General features: G+C 71.7%; 12 protein-coding genes. 10 read left to right on the top strand and 2 right to left on the bottom strand.

Going from position 1 to position 16,184, the window contains the following annotated elements:
• The first annotated feature begins 154 nt into the window (after positions 1-154).
• From iolC to ABZ893_RS17490, 5 genes are all read left to right on the top strand, one after another.
• Entirely contained in the window at positions 155-1,156 is a 1,002-nt protein-coding gene (gene iolC / locus ABZ893_RS17510) for a 5-dehydro-2-deoxygluconokinase (RefSeq protein ID WP_361403853.1), read from the top strand.
• 91 nt (positions 1,157-1,247) lie between these two features.
• Positions 1,248-2,072, top strand: coding sequence for a 5-deoxy-glucuronate isomerase (iolB, locus tag ABZ893_RS17505; protein WP_361403851.1), 825 nt, complete (start codon positions 1,248-1,250; stop codon positions 2,070-2,072).
• Complete coding sequence (iolD, locus tag ABZ893_RS17500; protein WP_361403848.1) at positions 2,069-3,937, top strand: 3D-(3,5/4)-trihydroxycyclohexane-1,2-dione acylhydrolase (decyclizing); 1,869 nt, start codon at positions 2,069-2,071, stop codon at positions 3,935-3,937. The genes iolB and iolD overlap by 4 nt, the downstream gene beginning before the upstream one ends.
• Positions 3,938-3,960: 23 nt before the next feature.
• A complete protein-coding gene (mmsA, locus tag ABZ893_RS17495; protein ID WP_361403844.1) occupies positions 3,961-5,469 on the top strand; it encodes a CoA-acylating methylmalonate-semialdehyde dehydrogenase in 1,509 nt (502 codons plus the stop codon).
• Between the two features lie 438 nt (positions 5,470-5,907).
• Entirely contained in the window at positions 5,908-7,344 is a 1,437-nt protein-coding gene (locus ABZ893_RS17490; RefSeq protein WP_361403841.1) for an APC family permease, read from the top strand.
• Between the two features lie 17 nt (positions 7,345-7,361).
• Here the strand turns inward: ABZ893_RS17490 and ABZ893_RS17485 are convergent, their stop codons facing one another.
• Positions 7,362-7,781, bottom strand: coding sequence for a GNAT family N-acetyltransferase (locus ABZ893_RS17485; RefSeq protein WP_361403838.1), 420 nt, complete (start codon positions 7,779-7,781; stop codon positions 7,362-7,364).
• Between the two features lie 115 nt (positions 7,782-7,896).
• Between ABZ893_RS17485 and ABZ893_RS17480 the strand changes: the two genes are divergently transcribed.
• Together ABZ893_RS17480 and ABZ893_RS17475 are read left to right on the top strand one after the other, a co-directional pair.
• A complete protein-coding gene (locus tag ABZ893_RS17480) occupies positions 7,897-10,728 on the top strand; it encodes an alpha/beta fold hydrolase (RefSeq protein ID WP_361403835.1) in 2,832 nt (943 codons plus the stop codon).
• Positions 10,725-11,594, top strand: a complete 870-nt coding sequence (locus ABZ893_RS17475; protein ID WP_361403832.1) for an ABC transporter permease — start codon at positions 10,725-10,727, stop codon at positions 11,592-11,594. Before ABZ893_RS17480 ends, ABZ893_RS17475 begins: the two co-directional genes overlap by 4 nt.
• A gap of 87 nt (positions 11,595-11,681) precedes the next feature.
• On the opposite strand, the gene ABZ893_RS17470 is transcribed toward ABZ893_RS17475, so the two are convergent.
• On the bottom strand, positions 11,682-12,161 hold the full coding sequence (locus ABZ893_RS17470; RefSeq protein WP_361403829.1) for an SCP2 sterol-binding domain-containing protein: 480 nt from the start codon (positions 12,159-12,161) through the stop codon (positions 11,682-11,684).
• A gap of 191 nt (positions 12,162-12,352) precedes the next feature.
• On the opposite strand from ABZ893_RS17470, the gene ABZ893_RS17465 reads away from it, so the two are divergent.
• The 3 genes from ABZ893_RS17465 to rfbA all read left to right on the top strand — a co-directional run bounded on the left by ABZ893_RS17465 (position 12,353) and on the right by rfbA (position 16,167).
• Positions 12,353-12,979, top strand: coding sequence for a TetR/AcrR family transcriptional regulator (locus ABZ893_RS17465; RefSeq protein ID WP_361404568.1), 627 nt, complete (start codon positions 12,353-12,355; stop codon positions 12,977-12,979).
• A gap of 256 nt (positions 12,980-13,235) precedes the next feature.
• Positions 13,236-15,161, top strand: a complete 1,926-nt coding sequence (locus ABZ893_RS17460; RefSeq protein ID WP_361403827.1) for an AMP-dependent synthetase/ligase — start codon at positions 13,236-13,238, stop codon at positions 15,159-15,161.
• Between the two features lie 88 nt (positions 15,162-15,249).
• Positions 15,250-16,167: a glucose-1-phosphate thymidylyltransferase RfbA gene (rfbA, locus tag ABZ893_RS17455; RefSeq protein ID WP_361403825.1), complete on the top strand. Its 918-nt coding sequence runs from the start codon at positions 15,250-15,252 to the stop codon at positions 16,165-16,167.
• Positions 16,168-16,184 lie beyond the last annotated feature (17 nt).

Raw genomic sequence — 16,184 nt, 5'->3', positions numbered from 1 at the left:
GCGTCCAGCCTTGGGGGCGCCTCGGACGGGTGTCAATACGGCCGCCCGTACGTCGTCCGAATGTCAGGACAAAATGTTGACAGGGTTCCGCACCGGGGTTAGACCTGAGCCTGAGACCGCCGAAGGGGCGCGTGCCCCGCCGAAGGGAACCCGCATGGAGGCAAGGCCCGGCGACCCGCACGACGTCACGCGGCCCGGCCCCGGCGACCCGTACGACGTCATCACGATGGGCCGGATCGGCGTGGACCTGTACCCGTTGCGGACGGGCGTGCCGCTCGCGGACGTGGACACGTTCGGGAAGTTCCTGGGCGGCTCGTCGTCGAACGTCGCGGTGGCGGCGGCCCGGCTCGGGCGGCGCACGGCGACGGTGACCCGCACCGGGGACGACCCGTTCGGGGAGTATCTGCACCGCCAGTTGCGGGAGTTCGGCGTCGACGGCCGCTGGGTCACGCCCGTACCGGGCCTGCCGACACCCGTCACGTTCTGCGAGGTCTTCCCGCCCGACGACTTCCCCCTCTACTTCTACCGCCGCCCGAAAGCCCCCGACCTGGAGATCCACACCCGCGAACTCGACCTCGACGCCCTCAGGGCCACCCGGGTGTTCTGGATGACCGGCACCGGCCTCAGCGAGGAGCCCAGCCGCTCGGCCACCCTCGCCGCCCTGGAGCACCGCGCGAAGTCCGGCATCACCGTCTTCGACCTCGACTGGCGGCCCATGTTCTGGAGGGACCCGGGCGAGGCCAGGCCCCATTACGCACGCGCCCTGCGCCACGCCACCGTCGCCGTCGGCAACGTCGACGAGGTCGAGATCGCCACCGGCGAGCGCGAACCGGCGTTGGCGGCACGGGCGTTGCTCGCCGCCGGGGTACGGCTCGCCGTCGTCAAACAGGGACCGAAGGGCGTCCTCGCCATGACCGCCGACGGCGCGTACGCGGAGGTCCCGCCGCTGCCGGTCGCCGTCCTCAACGGGCTCGGCGCGGGCGACGCGTTCGGCGGCGCCCTCTGCCACGGCCTGCTCGCCGGCTGGGACCTGGAGCACGTCATGCGGTACGCGAACGCGGCGGGCGCCATCGTCGCCTCCCGCCTGGAGTGCTCGTCGGCGATGCCGTACCCCGCCGAGGTCGAGGACGCGCTCAAGGCGGGTGCGGTGGGGTGACGGCGGGGCGCGGGACGGTCGACACCGCCGTGGCACTGCGGTAGGACTGAGAACGGTGAGGAAGACGCCGATCACGCCGAATGTGCCCCAGATGCCGAATCCTTCGTACGGGCCCCACCTGCCACGCGGCACCGCCGCCGACGGGCCCTACGCCCTGTCCGTCGACCCGGAGCGGGCCGGCTGGTCCCGCTCGGCGCTGCGCGTGCTCGAACTGGAACCCGGACAGACCCACCGCTTCGACACCGGTGGGAGTGAATGGATCGTGCTGCCCCTGTCAGGTGGTTGCCAGGTCAGGACGCAAGGCCGGATCATCGAACTGCTGGGCCGGGAGAGCGTGTTCGGCGGGGTCGGGGACTTCGCGTACGTACCCCGTGACGCCCAAGCGCAGATCGCCTCCGGCGCGGGAGGCCGCTTCGCCCTGGCAGGAGCGAAGTGCGAGCGTCAGCTCCCCGCCCGCTACGGCCCCGCGCCGGAGGTACAGGTCGAGCGGCGCGGCTCCGGCACGAGCGCCCGCGAGGTCCGCAACTTCGCGTCCGCCGACGCCTTCGAATGCGACCAGCTCATCGCCGTGGAAGTGATCACTCCGGGCGGCAACTGGTCCTCGTACCCGCCCCACAAGCACGACGAGCACCGGCCCGGCGTCGAGTCCGAGCTGGAGGAGATCTACTACTTCGAGATCGAGGGACCCGGCGGGTACGGGTACCAGCGCGTCTCGCCGTCCCGCCCTGGCGGTACCGACGTGCTCGCCGAGGTCCGTACGGGCGACGCCGTCCTCGTTCCCGACGGCTGGCACGGCCCGTCGATCGCGCAGCCGGGGCACACCATGTACTACCTGAACGTGATGGCCGGACCCGGTGAGGAGCGGGAGTGGCGGATCTCCTTCCACCCCGACCACCTGACGGAGGGATACCGATGACGCGGCTCACCACGGCGCAGGCCCTCGTACGGTTCCTGACCCGCCAGTACACCGAGCGCGACGGCGTCCGGCACCGCCTGATCGACGCGACCTGGGGCATCTTCGGCCACGGCAACGTCGCCGGGATCGGCCAGGCGCTCCTGGAGTACGCGGACGACATGCCCTACCACCAGGGCCGCAACGAACAGGCGATGGTGCACGCCGCCGTCGGCTTCGCCCGGCAGCGCGGCCGGATGTCCGCCCAGGCCGTGACCACGTCCATCGGCCCCGGCGCCACCAACCTCGTCACGGGCGCCGCCCTCGCCACCATCAACCATCTGCCGGTCCTGCTGCTCCCCGGCGACACGTTCGCCGCCCGGCCCGCCGACCCCGTGCTCCAGCAGCTCGAAGTCCCGTACGCGGGCGACGTGTCCGTCAACGACTGCCTGCGCCCCGTCTCCCGCTACTTCGACCGGATCACGCGGCCCGAGGCCTTGATCCCGGCCGCCCTGGCCGCGATGCGTGTCCTGACCGACCCGGTCGACACGGGCGCGGTCACGCTCGCGCTGCCGCAGGACGTGCAGGCGGAGGCGTACGACTGGCCGGAGGAGTTCTTCGCGGAGCGGGTGTGGGGGGTGCGGCGCCCGGCGCCGGACCCGCACGAGCTGGCCGCCGCCGTGGACGCGGTGCGCGGCGCGCGCAGGCCGCTGCTCGTCGCGGGCGGCGGCGTCCACCACAGCCGGGCCGAGGACGCGCTGCGGGAGTTCGCGGGCGCGACCGGCATCCCCGTCGCCTCCACCCAGGCCGGCAAGGGCTCCCTGCGCTGGGACCACCCGGCCGACGTGGGCGGCATCGGCCACACCGGCACCGCGACCGCGAACGAACTCGCCCGCACCGCCGACCTCGTCATCGGCGTCGGCACCCGCTACACCGACTTCACGACCGCCTCCGGCACTCTCTTCGGCGACGGCGGCGTGCGCTTCCTCAACCTCAACATCGCGCCCTTCGACAGCCACAAACAGGCGGGCCTGCCCCTCGTCGCGGACGCCCGCACGGGCCTCGAAGCCCTCACCCACGCCCTGCGCGGCCGCCGCGTCGAGCCCGCCTACGTCATGGAGTACACGGACGACAAGGAGCGCTGGGAGTACCGCGTCGAAGCCTGCTTCATGCCCGACGACGACCTCCAGCACCCGACCCAGGCCCAGGTGCTCGGCGCACTCGACGCCCTCGTCACCGAGGACGACATCCTGATCAACGCGGCCGGCTCCCTCCCCGGTGACCTGCACAAACTGTGGCGGGCCCGGTCCAGGGACCAGTACCACGTCGAGTACGGCTACTCCTGCATGGGCTACGAGATCCCCGCCGCGATCGGCGTCGCGCTCGCCGCGCCGGGGCGGCCCGTGTGGGCGCTGGTCGGCGACGGGACGTATCTGATGATGCCGACCGAGATCGTCACCGCCGTGCAGGAGAACATCCCGATCAAGGTCGTCCTGCTGCAGAACCACGGGTACGCGTCGATCGGCGGGCTCTCGGCCGCCGTGGGCGGCGAGGGGTTCGGCACCGGTTACCGCTACCCGGCCGCCGACGGTACGTACACGGGCGCCCCGCTGCCCCTCGACCTCGCGGCCAACGCGGCCAGCCTCGGCATGACGGTGCTGCGTGCGAAAACGGTCCGTGATCTGCGGGAAGCCCTCGCGGACGCACGGGCGGCCGACGGTCCCACATGTGTCTACGTGGAGACCGAAACGGCAGACACAGTGTCGGGCGCGCCCCCCGCGCAGGCGTGGTGGGATGTGCCCGTGGCCGAGACGGCGACCCGTCCGTCGGCGGTCAAGGCCCGCGAGGAGTACGACCGGCGCGTCACCGCTCGACGCCGCCGGCTCTGAGACGTAACAGGAGTTGCCCCAATATGTCTGACACGAAGTTGGTCCACCACTGGATCGGCGGCAAGACCGTCGAGGGCACGTCGGGCAACCGCGGCCCGGTGACCGACCCCGCGACCGGCGTCGTCACCACCGAGGTCGACTTCGCCTCGGTGGACGAGGTGGACGCGGCCGTCGCCGCCGCCAAGGACGCGTTCGCGACGTGGGGCACCTCGTCGCTGGCCAAGCGCACCACGATCCTCTTCAAGTTCCGCGCGCTGCTCGACGCGAACCGTGACGCGATCGCCGAGCTGATCACCGCCGAGCACGGCAAGGTCCACTCGGACGCGCTCGGCGAGGTCGCGCGCGGCCTGGAGATCGTCGACCTGGCCTGCGGCATCACCGTGCAGCTCAAGGGCGAGCTGTCCACCGAGGTGGCCTCGCGCATCGACGTGTCGTCGATCCGCCAGCCGCTCGGCGTCGTCGCCGGCATCACGCCGTTCAACTTCCCGGCCATGGTGCCGATGTGGATGTTCCCGCTCGCCATCGCCTGCGGCAACACCTTCGTCCTGAAGCCGTCCGAGAAGGACCCGTCGGCGGCCATGAAGGTCGCCGAGCTGCTGGCCGAGGCCGGCCTGCCCGACGGCGTCTTCAACGTCGTGCACGGTGACAAGGTCGCCGTCGACCGCCTCCTGGAGCACCCGGACGTCTCCGCCGTCTCCTTCGTCGGCTCGACCCCGATCGCCCGCTACATCCACACCACCGCCGCCGCCAACGGCAAGCGCGTGCAGGCGCTCGGCGGCGCCAAGAACCACATGCTGGTGCTGCCCGACGCCGACCTGGACGCCGCCGCCGACGCCGCCGTCTCGGCCGCGTACGGCTCCGCCGGCGAGCGCTGCATGGCGATCTCCGCCGTCGTGGCCGTCGGCTCCGTCGGCGACGAGCTCGTCGCGAAGATCAAGGAGCGCGCCGAGGCCATCAAGATCGGCCCCGGCAACGACCCGACGTCGGAGATGGGCCCCCTCATCACCGCCGCCCACCGCGACAAGGTGGCGTCCTACGTCACCGGCGCCGCCGCCGAGGGCTGCGAGGTCGTCCTCGACGGCACCGGCTACACGGTCCCCGGCTTCGAGGACGGCCACTGGATCGGCCTCTCCCTGCTCGACCGCGTCCCCACGACCGCCAAGGCCTACCGGGACGAGATCTTCGGCCCGGTCCTGTGCGTGCTCCGCGTCGACACGTACGAGGAGGGCGTGGCCCTCATGAACGCCTCGCCGTTCGGCAACGGCACCGCGATCTTCACCCGCGACGGCGGCGCCGCCCGCCGCTTCCAGCTGGAGATCGAGGCGGGCATGGTCGGCGTGAACGTGCCGATCCCGGTGCCGGTGGGCTACCACTCCTTCGGTGGCTGGAAGGACTCGCTCTTCGGCGACCACCACATCTACGGCAACGACGGCACGCACTTCTACACCCGCGGCAAGGTCGTCACCACGCGCTGGCCCGACCCGTCCGACGCCCCCGCGGGCGTGGACCTGGGCTTCCCGCGCAACCACTGAGAGCCGTACCGAGAGGTGCCCCGGCTGCCTGCGTGGCGGCCGGGGCACCTCCGTGTCCGGGGCAGATAAGTGTCCGGACTCCGGACGAATTCTCGCGGAGTTCGGAGCGTGACCTTCGGTTCCCGTACGTACAGGATGTATCGGGTACCGCAACCAATAAGAGCTGAACGCCTTGGAAAGCAAGGTCGTCCATTCGGCCGACCTGGTGGAGTGTGCCTGCGGCGAGAAAACGTCTTGGAAGCGGGCTTGTTTCGATTGAGAACAGGGTGCGGAATCCGCAGCAAAACGACCGTTGACGTGTCGGAATCCGCAGGGTGCAATTGGCGCCGCCGGAAGCGGAAGAAGACCCCCACTCGCGACAGACGTCCGGAGGAGATAGCGCTCCCGGCCAGAGCACCAGGAACATCTGCCGTACGAGTCGATCGGAACCGCGCCTACATGTCCGACACGCTTCGCCCCACCCCCACGACCCTCGTCGAGGAGCCTCTCGCGCCCCTCGACGGCACGGCCGGCCCTCAGAAGCTCAAGCGTTCCATCGGCGTCGTCGGCGGCACCCTGCTCACGCTCTCGTGCGTGACGCCCGCCTCCACGCTCTTCGTGGTCGTCCCCGACCTCTTCTCCTCGCTCGGCACCGCCACCGCCCTCACCATCGCGATCGGCTCGCTGCTCTGCATCGCCGTCGCGTTCTGCTACTCCGAGCTGGGCACCCTCATCCCCAGCGCGGGCGGCGAGTACGCCATGGTGTCGACCCTCGCGGGCCGCCTCGCCGGCTGGCTCGTCTTCGTGCTCTCGCTGCTCGTCGTCGTGATCGTGCCGCCGGTGATCGCCATGGGCACGGCGGACTATCTCGCCCCGATCGTGCACCTGCCGGCCGCGGGCACCGGCGCCGGCGTCATGCTCCTCGCCACCCTCGCGGGCCTGCTCGACCTGCGCGCCAACGCCTGGATCACCGGCATCTTCCTGGTCCTGGAGGTCATCGCCGCCGGAGTCGTCGCCGTCCTCGGCTTCGCGCACTCCGAGCGCGGCGCGGGCTCGCTCGTCTCGATGCACGTCTCCGGAGCGAGCGGCCACGCGAACACCGTCACCGCGATGATGGTCATCTCCGGGCTCGCCATCGCCCTCTTCATCACGCAGGGCTTCTCCACCGCGGTCTACCTCTCCGAGGAACTGGAGAACCCCCGCCGCAACGTGGCCCGCACCGTCCTCGCGACCCTGGCCATCTCCACCGTGATCATCCTCGTGCCGGTCATCGCCATCACCATGGGCGCCCCCGACCTCGCCGCCCTGACCAGCGGCAACCTCAGCGGCATGGTCCAGGCCTGGTCCAACTCCGCCGTCGGCACGTTCGTCAGCCTCTGCGTCGCCCTCGCGATCATCAACGCGGGCATCGTCATGGTCATCCAGAACTCCCGCGTCCTGTTCGCCTCGGCCCGCGACAAGTCCTGGCCCGAGCCCGTCAACAACGCGCTCTCCCGGCTCGGCCGCTTCGGCTCCCCCTGGGTCGCGACCCTCGTCGTGGGCGTCCCCGGCGCCGCCCTCTGCTTCGTCAACCTCGACACTCTGTACGGCGTGACCGGCGTCTCCGTCACCGGCATGTACCTCCTGGTCGCCGTCGCCGCACTGCTCGCCCGCCGCGGCTCCCACCGCGACCAGCCGGCCTGGCGGATGCCGCTGTGGCCCGCGGTGCCGGTGCTCCTGATCGCCGTACTCGCGTACATCCTCACCCAGCAGGAGGTCACCTACCTGCTGTGGACCGGCGGCATCACGGCCGTCGCCACCCTGTACTGGTTCTTCTACCTGCGGCCCCGCAAGGACACCCGCTGGCTCGTGTCGATCCCGGAGGACGAGCAGACGGCGGACGCGCTGACCGTCTGAGACCCGGAGGGTGTTCCTTATACGAACGCCCACTCCATGACGGTGCACACGCCACCGTCCCGCGCGCCCGCGCTGCGATACGTCGCAAGCGCGGGCGTGTTGTCCGTGTCGACGCCGACCCACATGCCGTAGCAGCCCCGCTCCCTGGCCAGCGCGGCCAGTCTTTCGACGAGGGCGCGGGCGATGCCTCGGCGCCGGAACGGTTCGGCGACCGCCAGTTCGTAGAGGAACATCTCGACGCCCTTGTCCGGGTGGATCGTCTCGACTCCGCTGACGAAGCCGACGGGGGCCTGACGGTCGTACGCGTCGTACGCCAGGAACAGATGGTGGCTGGGGGTCTCCAGGAAGCGCTTCGCCCACTCGGGGCGGGTCGGGCCGTCGAACAGGGGCCCGGCTGCGGTCAGTTCGTCGACGGTGCTCGCGCGGCGGATCTCCATGAGGCTTCGTACCACGGCTGCGGTACGGGGGCGGAGCGCTCTACTCCTCAGGGAGGTGCGGCGGTTCACACCGTGGACTGCCTCCGTTGTCGGAGGCCGCCCGTACCGTTGACGCATGGATCTTCGACTGACCGGTCCGCGGGCCCGGCCGCGGCGGTGGACGGCCGCCGCCGCGGCCGTCGTCGTGCTCGCGGGCGCCGGTACGGCGACTGCCGCGGCCACCTCGGACGACCCGCCTGCGGTACGGCGCAGCGACCGCGTGCTGGACACGGGCGGCGCCAGGATCGACACGTCGTACTTCACGACCCCCGGCGGCGGCCGCCGCCCCGCCGTCCTCCTCGCCCACGGCTTCGGCGGCAGCAAGGTCGACGTCCGCGCCCAGGCCGAGAGCCTCGCCCGCGACGGATACGCGGTGCTGACCTGGTCGGCGCGCGGCTTCGGCCGCTCGACCGGCAGGATCGGGCTCAACGACCCGAAGGCCGAGGTCGCCGACACCCGCAGGCTCATCGACTGGCTCGCCACCCGGCCCGAGGTGCAGCTCGACAAGAAGGGCGACCCGCGCGTCGGCGTCACCGGCGCGTCCTACGGCGGCGCGATCTCCCTCCTCGCCGCCGGGTACGACGACCGGGTCGACGCCATCGCCCCCGAGATCACGTACTGGAACCTCGCCGACGCGCTGTTCCCGAACGGCGTCTACAAGAAGCTCTGGGCCGGGCTCTTCATCAACATGGGCGGCGGCTGCGACCGCTTCGAGCCGCAGCTGTGCCGCATGTACGAGCGGGTCGCCGAGGCCGGGAAGCCGGACGCGGCGGCGACCAAGCTCCTTGAGGAGCGCTCGCCCGTCGCCGTCGGCAGCCGCATCAAGGTGCCCACGCTCCTGACGCAGGGCCAGACCGACTCCCTGTTCCCGCTCGGCCAGGCCGACGCCGCCGCCCGCGCGATCCGGGCGAACGGCGCACCGGTCGACGTCGACTGGATCGCCGGCGGACACGACGGCGGCGACCGCGAGACCACCCGCGTCCAGGCCCGCGTCGGAGCCTGGTTCGACCGGTACCTGAAGGACGACAAGAAGGCCGACACCGGCCCCGCCTTCCGCGTCACCCGCACCGGAGGCGTCGACTCCACCGACGGCGCCGCCCAGCTGCGCGGCGCGAGCGGCGACACGTACCCGGGTCTGGCGAACGACCCGCGCCGCGTACCGCTGACCGGACGCGAGCAGCGCGTCGCCAATCCGGCCGGTGCCAGCCCGCCCGCCATCTCCGCCCTGCCCGGCCTCGGAGGCGGCGGCGGACTAGGCCAGCTCTCCTCCCTCGGCGTCGGCCTCTCCCTCGACTTCCCCGGCCAGTTCGCCCACTTCGATTCCGCACCCCTGCGCGACGGCCTGCACGTCACCGGATCACCGACAGTGAGGGTGCACGTCACGTCCGACGGCGACGACGCGGTCCTCTTCGGCAAGGTGTACGACGTCGCGCCGGGCGGCGGCTCCCAGCCGGTACTGCCCTCCCAACTCGCCGCCCCCGTAAGGGTGGTGGGCTCCGGATCCCCCGGCGGCAAGGACGTCACCCTCACCCTGCCGGCCATCGACCACGAGGTGCAGAAGGGGCACCGGCTGCGCCTCGTCCTGTCCTCCACCGACCTCGGCTACGCGTCCCCGGCCCACCCCGCCACGTACACGGTCTCCCTCCGGAGCGACCTGAGCGTGCCGACGGCGCCCGGCGTGCGGACGGCTGCGACGCCGCTGCCCGCGTGGGTGTGGTGGCTGCCCCTCGGCGGTGTCCTCGTGGCCCTCGCCCTGCTGCTCACGGGCCGCCGCCCCCGGCAGGGCACCGCCGGCCCCGACCCGGCCCTCGCCGAAGTCCCGCTCCAGATCACCGATCTGAGCAAGAAGTACGCCAAGTCGGCCGACCGGTACGCCGTCCGGGACCTGTCCTTCCGCGTCGAGAAGGGCCAGGTCCTCGGCCTCCTGGGGCCGAACGGCGCCGGCAAGACCACGACCCTGCGGATGCTCATGGGCCTCATCAGGCCCGACGGCGGCGAGATCCGCGTCTTCGGGCACGCGATCGGTCCCGGGGCGCCGGTCCTGTCCCGGGTCGGCGCGTTCGTCGAGGGCGCGGGCTTCCTGCCGCACCTGTCCGGACGCGAGAACCTCGACCTGTACTGGCAGGCCACGGGCCGCCCCGCCGCCGACGCGCACCTGGACGAGGCCCTGGAGATCGCCGGGCTCGGCGACGCCCTGGCCCGCGCGGTCCGCACGTACTCGCAGGGCATGAGGCAGCGGCTCGCCATCGCGCAGGCCATGCTGGGCCTGCCCGACCTCCTCATCCTCGACGAGCCGACGAACGGCCTCGACCCGCCCCAGATCCGCGAGATGCGCGAGGTGATGATCCGCTACGCGGCGGCGGGCCGCACGGTCATCGTCTCCAGCCATCTCCTCGCGGAGGTCGAGCAGACCTGCACGCACCTCGTGGTCATGGACCGGGGGCGCCTCGTGCAGGCGGGCCCGGTCGCCGACATCATCGGCTCCGGCGACACCCTGCTGGTCGGCCTCGCGGGTACGGTCTCCGGCGCACTGGTGGAGAAGGTCGCCGCGCTGCCGGGCGTGGAGGCGGCGACCCGGGTGGACGGGGGACTGCTGGTCCGGCTGACGGCGGCGGTTCCTGAGCCTGTGCTGGCGGTGACCGGGGCGGAGGCGTTGGCGGGCGGGGAGGCGTTGGCCGGTGCCGAGGTGGAGGTGGACGGTGCCGGATCCGACGTGGCCCTCGCGCCGGACGCCGAGACCGAGTCCCCGGCCGCCCCCATGGCCCCCGCCCCCGTGGCCGACCGGGACAAGGCCGCCGCCCAGCTCCTCGCGGACCTCGTACGGCTCGACGTGCCGGTCGCCTCGATGGGCCCGCACCGGCGCCTCGAAGACGCGTTCCTCACCCTGATCGGAGGCGAAACCGCATGACCGCGCTCGTCGGGCCCGAGCCCACCGAGGTCGCCCCCGGATACCGGGCGCGCCGCACCCTGCCCCTGCGGGTGGAGGCCGTACGCCAGTTGAAGCGGCGGCGCACCCTCGTCATGGGGGCCGTCCTCGCGCTGCTTCCGTTCGTGCTCGTCGTCGCGTTCGCGATCGGCGGCGACCCGGGCGGGCGCAACGGCCGGGTGACGCTGATGGACACGGCCACCGCGTCCGGCGCCAACTTCGCGGCGACGTGCCTGTTCGTCTCGGCCGGGTTCCTGCTGGTGATCCCGGTCGCGCTGTTCTGCGGCGACACGGTCGCGTCCGAGGCCGGCTGGTCCAGCCTGCGCTACCTGCTCGCGGCGCCGGTGCCCCGCGCCCGCCTCCTGTGGAGCAAACTCACCGTCGCGCTCACGCTCAGCCTCGCCGCGATGATCCTGCTCCCCGTGGTGGCGCTAGCGGTCGGCACGGCGGCGTACGGCTGGGGCCCGCTGCAGATCCCGACGGGCGGCGCGCTCCCCGCGGGGACGGCGGCGCAGCGCCTCCTGGTCGTGATCGCGTACATCTTCGTGTCCCAACTGGTCACCGCGGGGCTGGCGTTCTGGCTGTCGACGAAGACGGACGCGCCGCTCGGCGCGGTCGGCGGCGCCGTCGGCCTCACGATCGTGGGCAACGTCCTGGACGCGGTGACGGCACTGGGCAACTGGCGCGACTTCCTCCCCGCGCACTGGCAGTTCGCCTGGGCAGACGCGATCCAGCCGACCCCGGAATGGTCCGGCATGATCCAGGGCACGGCGGTCTCGGCAACGTACGCGATCGTCCTGTTCGCGCTGGCGTTCAGAGGCTTCCGCAGAAAGGACATCGTGTCGTAGGGCTACTGTCGCGCTAGGAGAGGCGCCCCGTTAAGGGGCGCGGGGAACTGCGCAAAAACCCCGGCCCACCAACACTCCGCCGCACACTCACGGCTTCGGAATGTCGAAGTACCGGTTCAGCCCAGCGGCCAGCGCAACGTCCCCCGTGATCTTGACCTTGCGCATCATGAACATAGTGACCGGGCTCGAATTACCCGACACCAGCTTCAAGAAGTCCGCATCGCCGAGCCCGAGCGTGACGCGCGGCGTGGCATCCGACCGGCCCTCGCGCACCCTGCACACCCCGTCCGCGATCACCGTCTCGTACACGGTCTCGGCGCAGCCCCCCGCACTCGTGACCTGCCAGCGGATCAGCGCCCGGAGCGTGCCCGCCGCGTCCGGCCTGAACTGCTGCTCCATGCGCGAGAAGACCTCGGCCAGGATGCGGGCCCGCAGCTCGCCGTCCCGGGCGATCTCGTCGATCTCCTTGAGGGACAGGCCCTTCACGATCTTCGCGAACTGCTCGGGCGTGACCGCCGAGAAATCCAGGCCCGCGATTCCGTCCCGCGTGCCGGCGGTGTCGCTCATGGAACCCTCCGTGTGCCGGAACTGCTTACCGCTCATTAAACTTACTAGTCGGTAAGGTTACGGTCGGTGTAGATAGGCTGACAAAGGTGACGGGTATAACGGGGGATCAGGCAGAAGGGTACGCGGCGCGCGCGGAGCGTGCCGGGTCGCGGAGCGTGGAGGCGCGCGCCCCGGCCGGGCGCAGGCGCCGGGTGCCGCGCCGGGTGCGCGAGCAGCAGATCATCGACGTAGGGGTACGGGTCTTCGCCAAGCGGGGCTACCACGCGGCGTCCGTGGACGAGATCGCCGAACTCGCCGGCATCTCGAAGCCGATGGTCTACCTCTATCTCGACTCCAAGGAAGGCCTGTTCCTGGCCTGTCTGCGCCGGGAGTCGGACCGGCTGGTGGCCGCGTTCCAGGGGGCGGCGCGGGCGGGTGCACCGGAGGAACGCCTGTACGCGGGGCTCGCCGCGTTCTTCGGGTTCGTCTCCGACCACCGGGACAGCTGGGTCGTCCTGCACCGGCAGGCCGCCGACCTGGGCGCCACCATCGCCGCGGAGGTGGGGGAGGTGCGCCGGGTCGTCATGGCGGAGGTCGCGGGCCTGGTGGGCGACGGCATCACGGACAGCGGCAGCGGCTGCCGGGGCGCGCTGCTCGGCAAGGAGGACGCGGACTTCGTGGCGCACGCGCTGGTCGGCGCGGCGGACTCGCTGACGGACTGGATGGCCCGCAACCCGGGCGAGTCTCCGGACGGCGTCGCACTGCGGCTGATGCACATGGTGTGGGTGGGGATGCGGCACGCGCTGGACGGGGAGGCGTGGGCACCGGGGGAGCGCTGACGCGGATCGTGTCGGCGGAGGGAGTGCTGACGGGAGCCGGCCGGCGGGGGGAGCTCTGACGCGGCGCTGGCCGACAGGGGAGCGCTGACGGGGAGCCGGTCGCCGGGCAGGCGTTTTCTCGCGCCGGCCCCATTGAATTTCCTTTACGCGCAGGTAAGTTGACGGACCGGTAAGTCCGCAGCGCAGTGAGTCCCCGGCGGGCCCTCATGGGACGCGTGGGACCCACGGTTCACGTCAGCCGCGACCTGGAGCCGTCATGGGCGTACGCAAGGACCTTCAACGGGCACGACAGCGCGCCGACCTGGCGGCCAAGGCGACCGTCGAGACGGTCACGGATAAGCACGGAACCGTACGAGAGGTGCGCACCGCCGCCCTCGCCGAGACCCCCGCCCGCGGCACGCCCGCCGACATCCCCTTCACAAACGCCGCCGAGGACCCTCGAGCGGTCGTCCTGCGCCGCAAGGAGGGCGACCACTGGCGCCCCGTCACGGCCGCGGCCTTCGCCCGCGAGGTCACCGCGGCGGCGAAGGGGCTCATCGCGGGCGGCCTCGAACCCGGCGGGCGCGTCGCCCTGATGTCCCGTACGCGCTACGAGTGGACGGTCCTCGACTTCGCGATCTGGGCGGCCGGCGGCCAGACCGTACCGATCTATGCGACGTCCTCTGCCGAGCAGATCGAGTGGATCCTGCGGGACTCGGGCGCCCGCCACCTCATCACGGAGACCCCGGAGAACACGGCCACCGCGAAGGCCGCGCTCGCCGCCCTGCCCGAGGTCGACCGCCCGCGCTGCTGGGAACTGGACGCGGGAGCGATCCTCGAACTGGGGGCCCTGGGAAGGAAGTTGAAGGACAAAGAGGTCACTGAACGGCGCGCGGCCCTCACCCCCGCCACCACGGCGACCATCTGCTACACCTCCGGCACCACCGGCAAACCCAAGGGCTGTGTCCTCACTCACGGCAACCTGCACGCGGAGGCCGCGAACACGGTCGAGCTGCTGCACCCCGTCTTCAAGGCGGTGTCCGGCCAGACGGCCTCGACGCTCCTGTTCCTCCCCCTCGCCCACATCCTCGGCCGCACACTCCAGATCGCCTGCATGTCCGCCCGCATCGAACTGGGCCACTGCCCCGGCATCAAGCCCGACGAACTGCGGCCCCAACTCCGCTCCTTCAGGCCGACGTTCGTGGTCGGGGTGCCGTACCTCTTCGAGAAGATCCACGACACGGGCCGGGCGACGGCGGAGAAGCTGGGCCGGGGCGCGTCGTTCGACCGGGCGGACCGGATCGCGGTGGCCTACGGCGAGGCGCACCTGGCCCAGCTCCTCGGCCGGGGCGACGGCCCGCCCCTCGCCCTGCGCCTGGCCCACGCCCTGTACGACGCCCTCGTCTACCGGCGAGTCCGCAAGGAACTCGGCGGCCGCCTGCGCTACGCGATCAGCGGCGGCTCCCCGCTGGACCGCCGCCTCAGCCTCTTCTTCTACGCGGCGGGAATCCTCGTCTACGAGGGCTACGGCCTGACGGAGACGAGCGCGGCCGCCACGATCACCCCACCGCTGGCCCCACGCCCGGGAACGGTGGGCCTTCCGGTACCCGGCACGGCCGTTCGAACAGCCGACGACGGAGAGGTCCTGATCAAGGGCGGCATCGTGTTCAGCGCGTACTGGAACAACCCGGAGGCGACCGCCCAGGTCCTGGACGACGGCTGGTTCTCGACGGGCGACCTGGGCGCCCTCGACGAGGACGGCTACCTCACGATCACCGGCCGCAAGAAGGACATCCTGGTCACGTCCGGCGGCAAGAACGTCTCCCCGTCGGTCCTGGAGGACCGCCTCCGCAGCCGCCCGCCGGTGGGCCAGTGCATCGTGGTGGGCGACAACCGCCCGTACATAGCCGCCCTGATCACCCTGGACCCGGAGGCGGTGACGCACTGGCTCGCGGTCCGCAAGCTCCCGGCCACCACCCCCATGTCGGAGGTCATCGTGGACCCCCGGATGCTGGCGGAGGTCCAGAAGGCTGTGGACTACGCGAACGAGGCGGTCTCGCGGGCCGAGTCCATCCGTAAATTCGTGGTGGTGGAAGGGGAGTTCACGGAGGACAACGGACTCCTGACGCCGTCGCTGAAGGTCAAGCGGCGCGCGGTGGCGGAGGCGTACGGGCGGGAGACGGAGGAGCTGTACCGGGGCTGACGGCGGCCGGACCGAACGGCCCGCGGCGGGAGCATTCCCCCACTCGGGCTCGATCGGGCCTATAGGCAGCGGTCCTAGCTTCCGGGGTATGCGAGGCATCATCCTGGCCGGTGGAACCGGCTCACGGCTGTGGCCCATCACCCACGCTGTGTCTAAGCAGCTCATGCCGGTGTTCGACAAGCCGATGATCTACTACCCACTGTCCACCCTGGTGCTGGCCGGCGTGCGGGACATCCTCGTCATCACGACGCCGTCCGACCAGGACTCCTTCCAGCGGCTGCTGGGCGACGGCGCTCAACTGGGACTGCGGATCCAGTACGCGGCGCAGCCCAGACCCGGGGGCATCGCGCAGGCGTTCCTGATCGGGGCGGACTTCATCGGGGACGAGCCCGTGGCGCTCATCCTCGGCGACAACATCTTCCACGGCGCCGGACTCGGGGAGCAGCTGAAGACGCACGCCTCCCCGGGCGGCGGCCACGTCTTCGCCCACCCCGTGGCGAACCCCAGCGCCTTCGCCGTCCTCGAATTCGACCGGGAAGGGCGGGTCCTCTCCCTGGAGGAGAAACCCGCCCGCCCGAAATCGAGATACGCGGTCCCGGGCCTGTACTTCTACGACAACCGCGTGGTCGACATAGCCCGCTCGCTGCGGCCCAGCGCGCGCGGTGAACTGGAGATCACGGCCGTGAACCAGGAGTACCTGCGCCGCGACGAGCTGAGCGTCACCGTGCTCGACCGCGGCACGGCCTGGCTCGACACCGGAACCTTCGCCTCGCTCGTGGAGGCGTCGGAGTTCGTCCGGGTGATCGAGGAACGGCAGGGGCTGAAGATCGGCTGCGTGGAGGAGGCGGCCTGGCGCAACGGACTCATCGGCGACGACCAACTCCGTGAACTCGCGGTGCCGCTGCTGTCCAGCGGCTACGGGGAGTACCTGATGGGGCTCCTCGACGCCGGGGTGGAGGTCCGGCGGCCGGTCGCGGTCCCGGTCGGCGCGGGGGCCGGCGGGTGACCGGGGATCATCCGACG

The sequence above is a fragment of the Streptomyces sp. NPDC046821 genome (genome assembly GCF_040645335.1).
In the GTDB taxonomy this organism is placed as follows: domain Bacteria; phylum Actinomycetota; class Actinomycetes; order Streptomycetales; family Streptomycetaceae; genus Streptomyces.
Note: the sequence above shows the minus strand (reverse complement) of the source record. Positions and strands in the feature narration are given on the sequence as shown.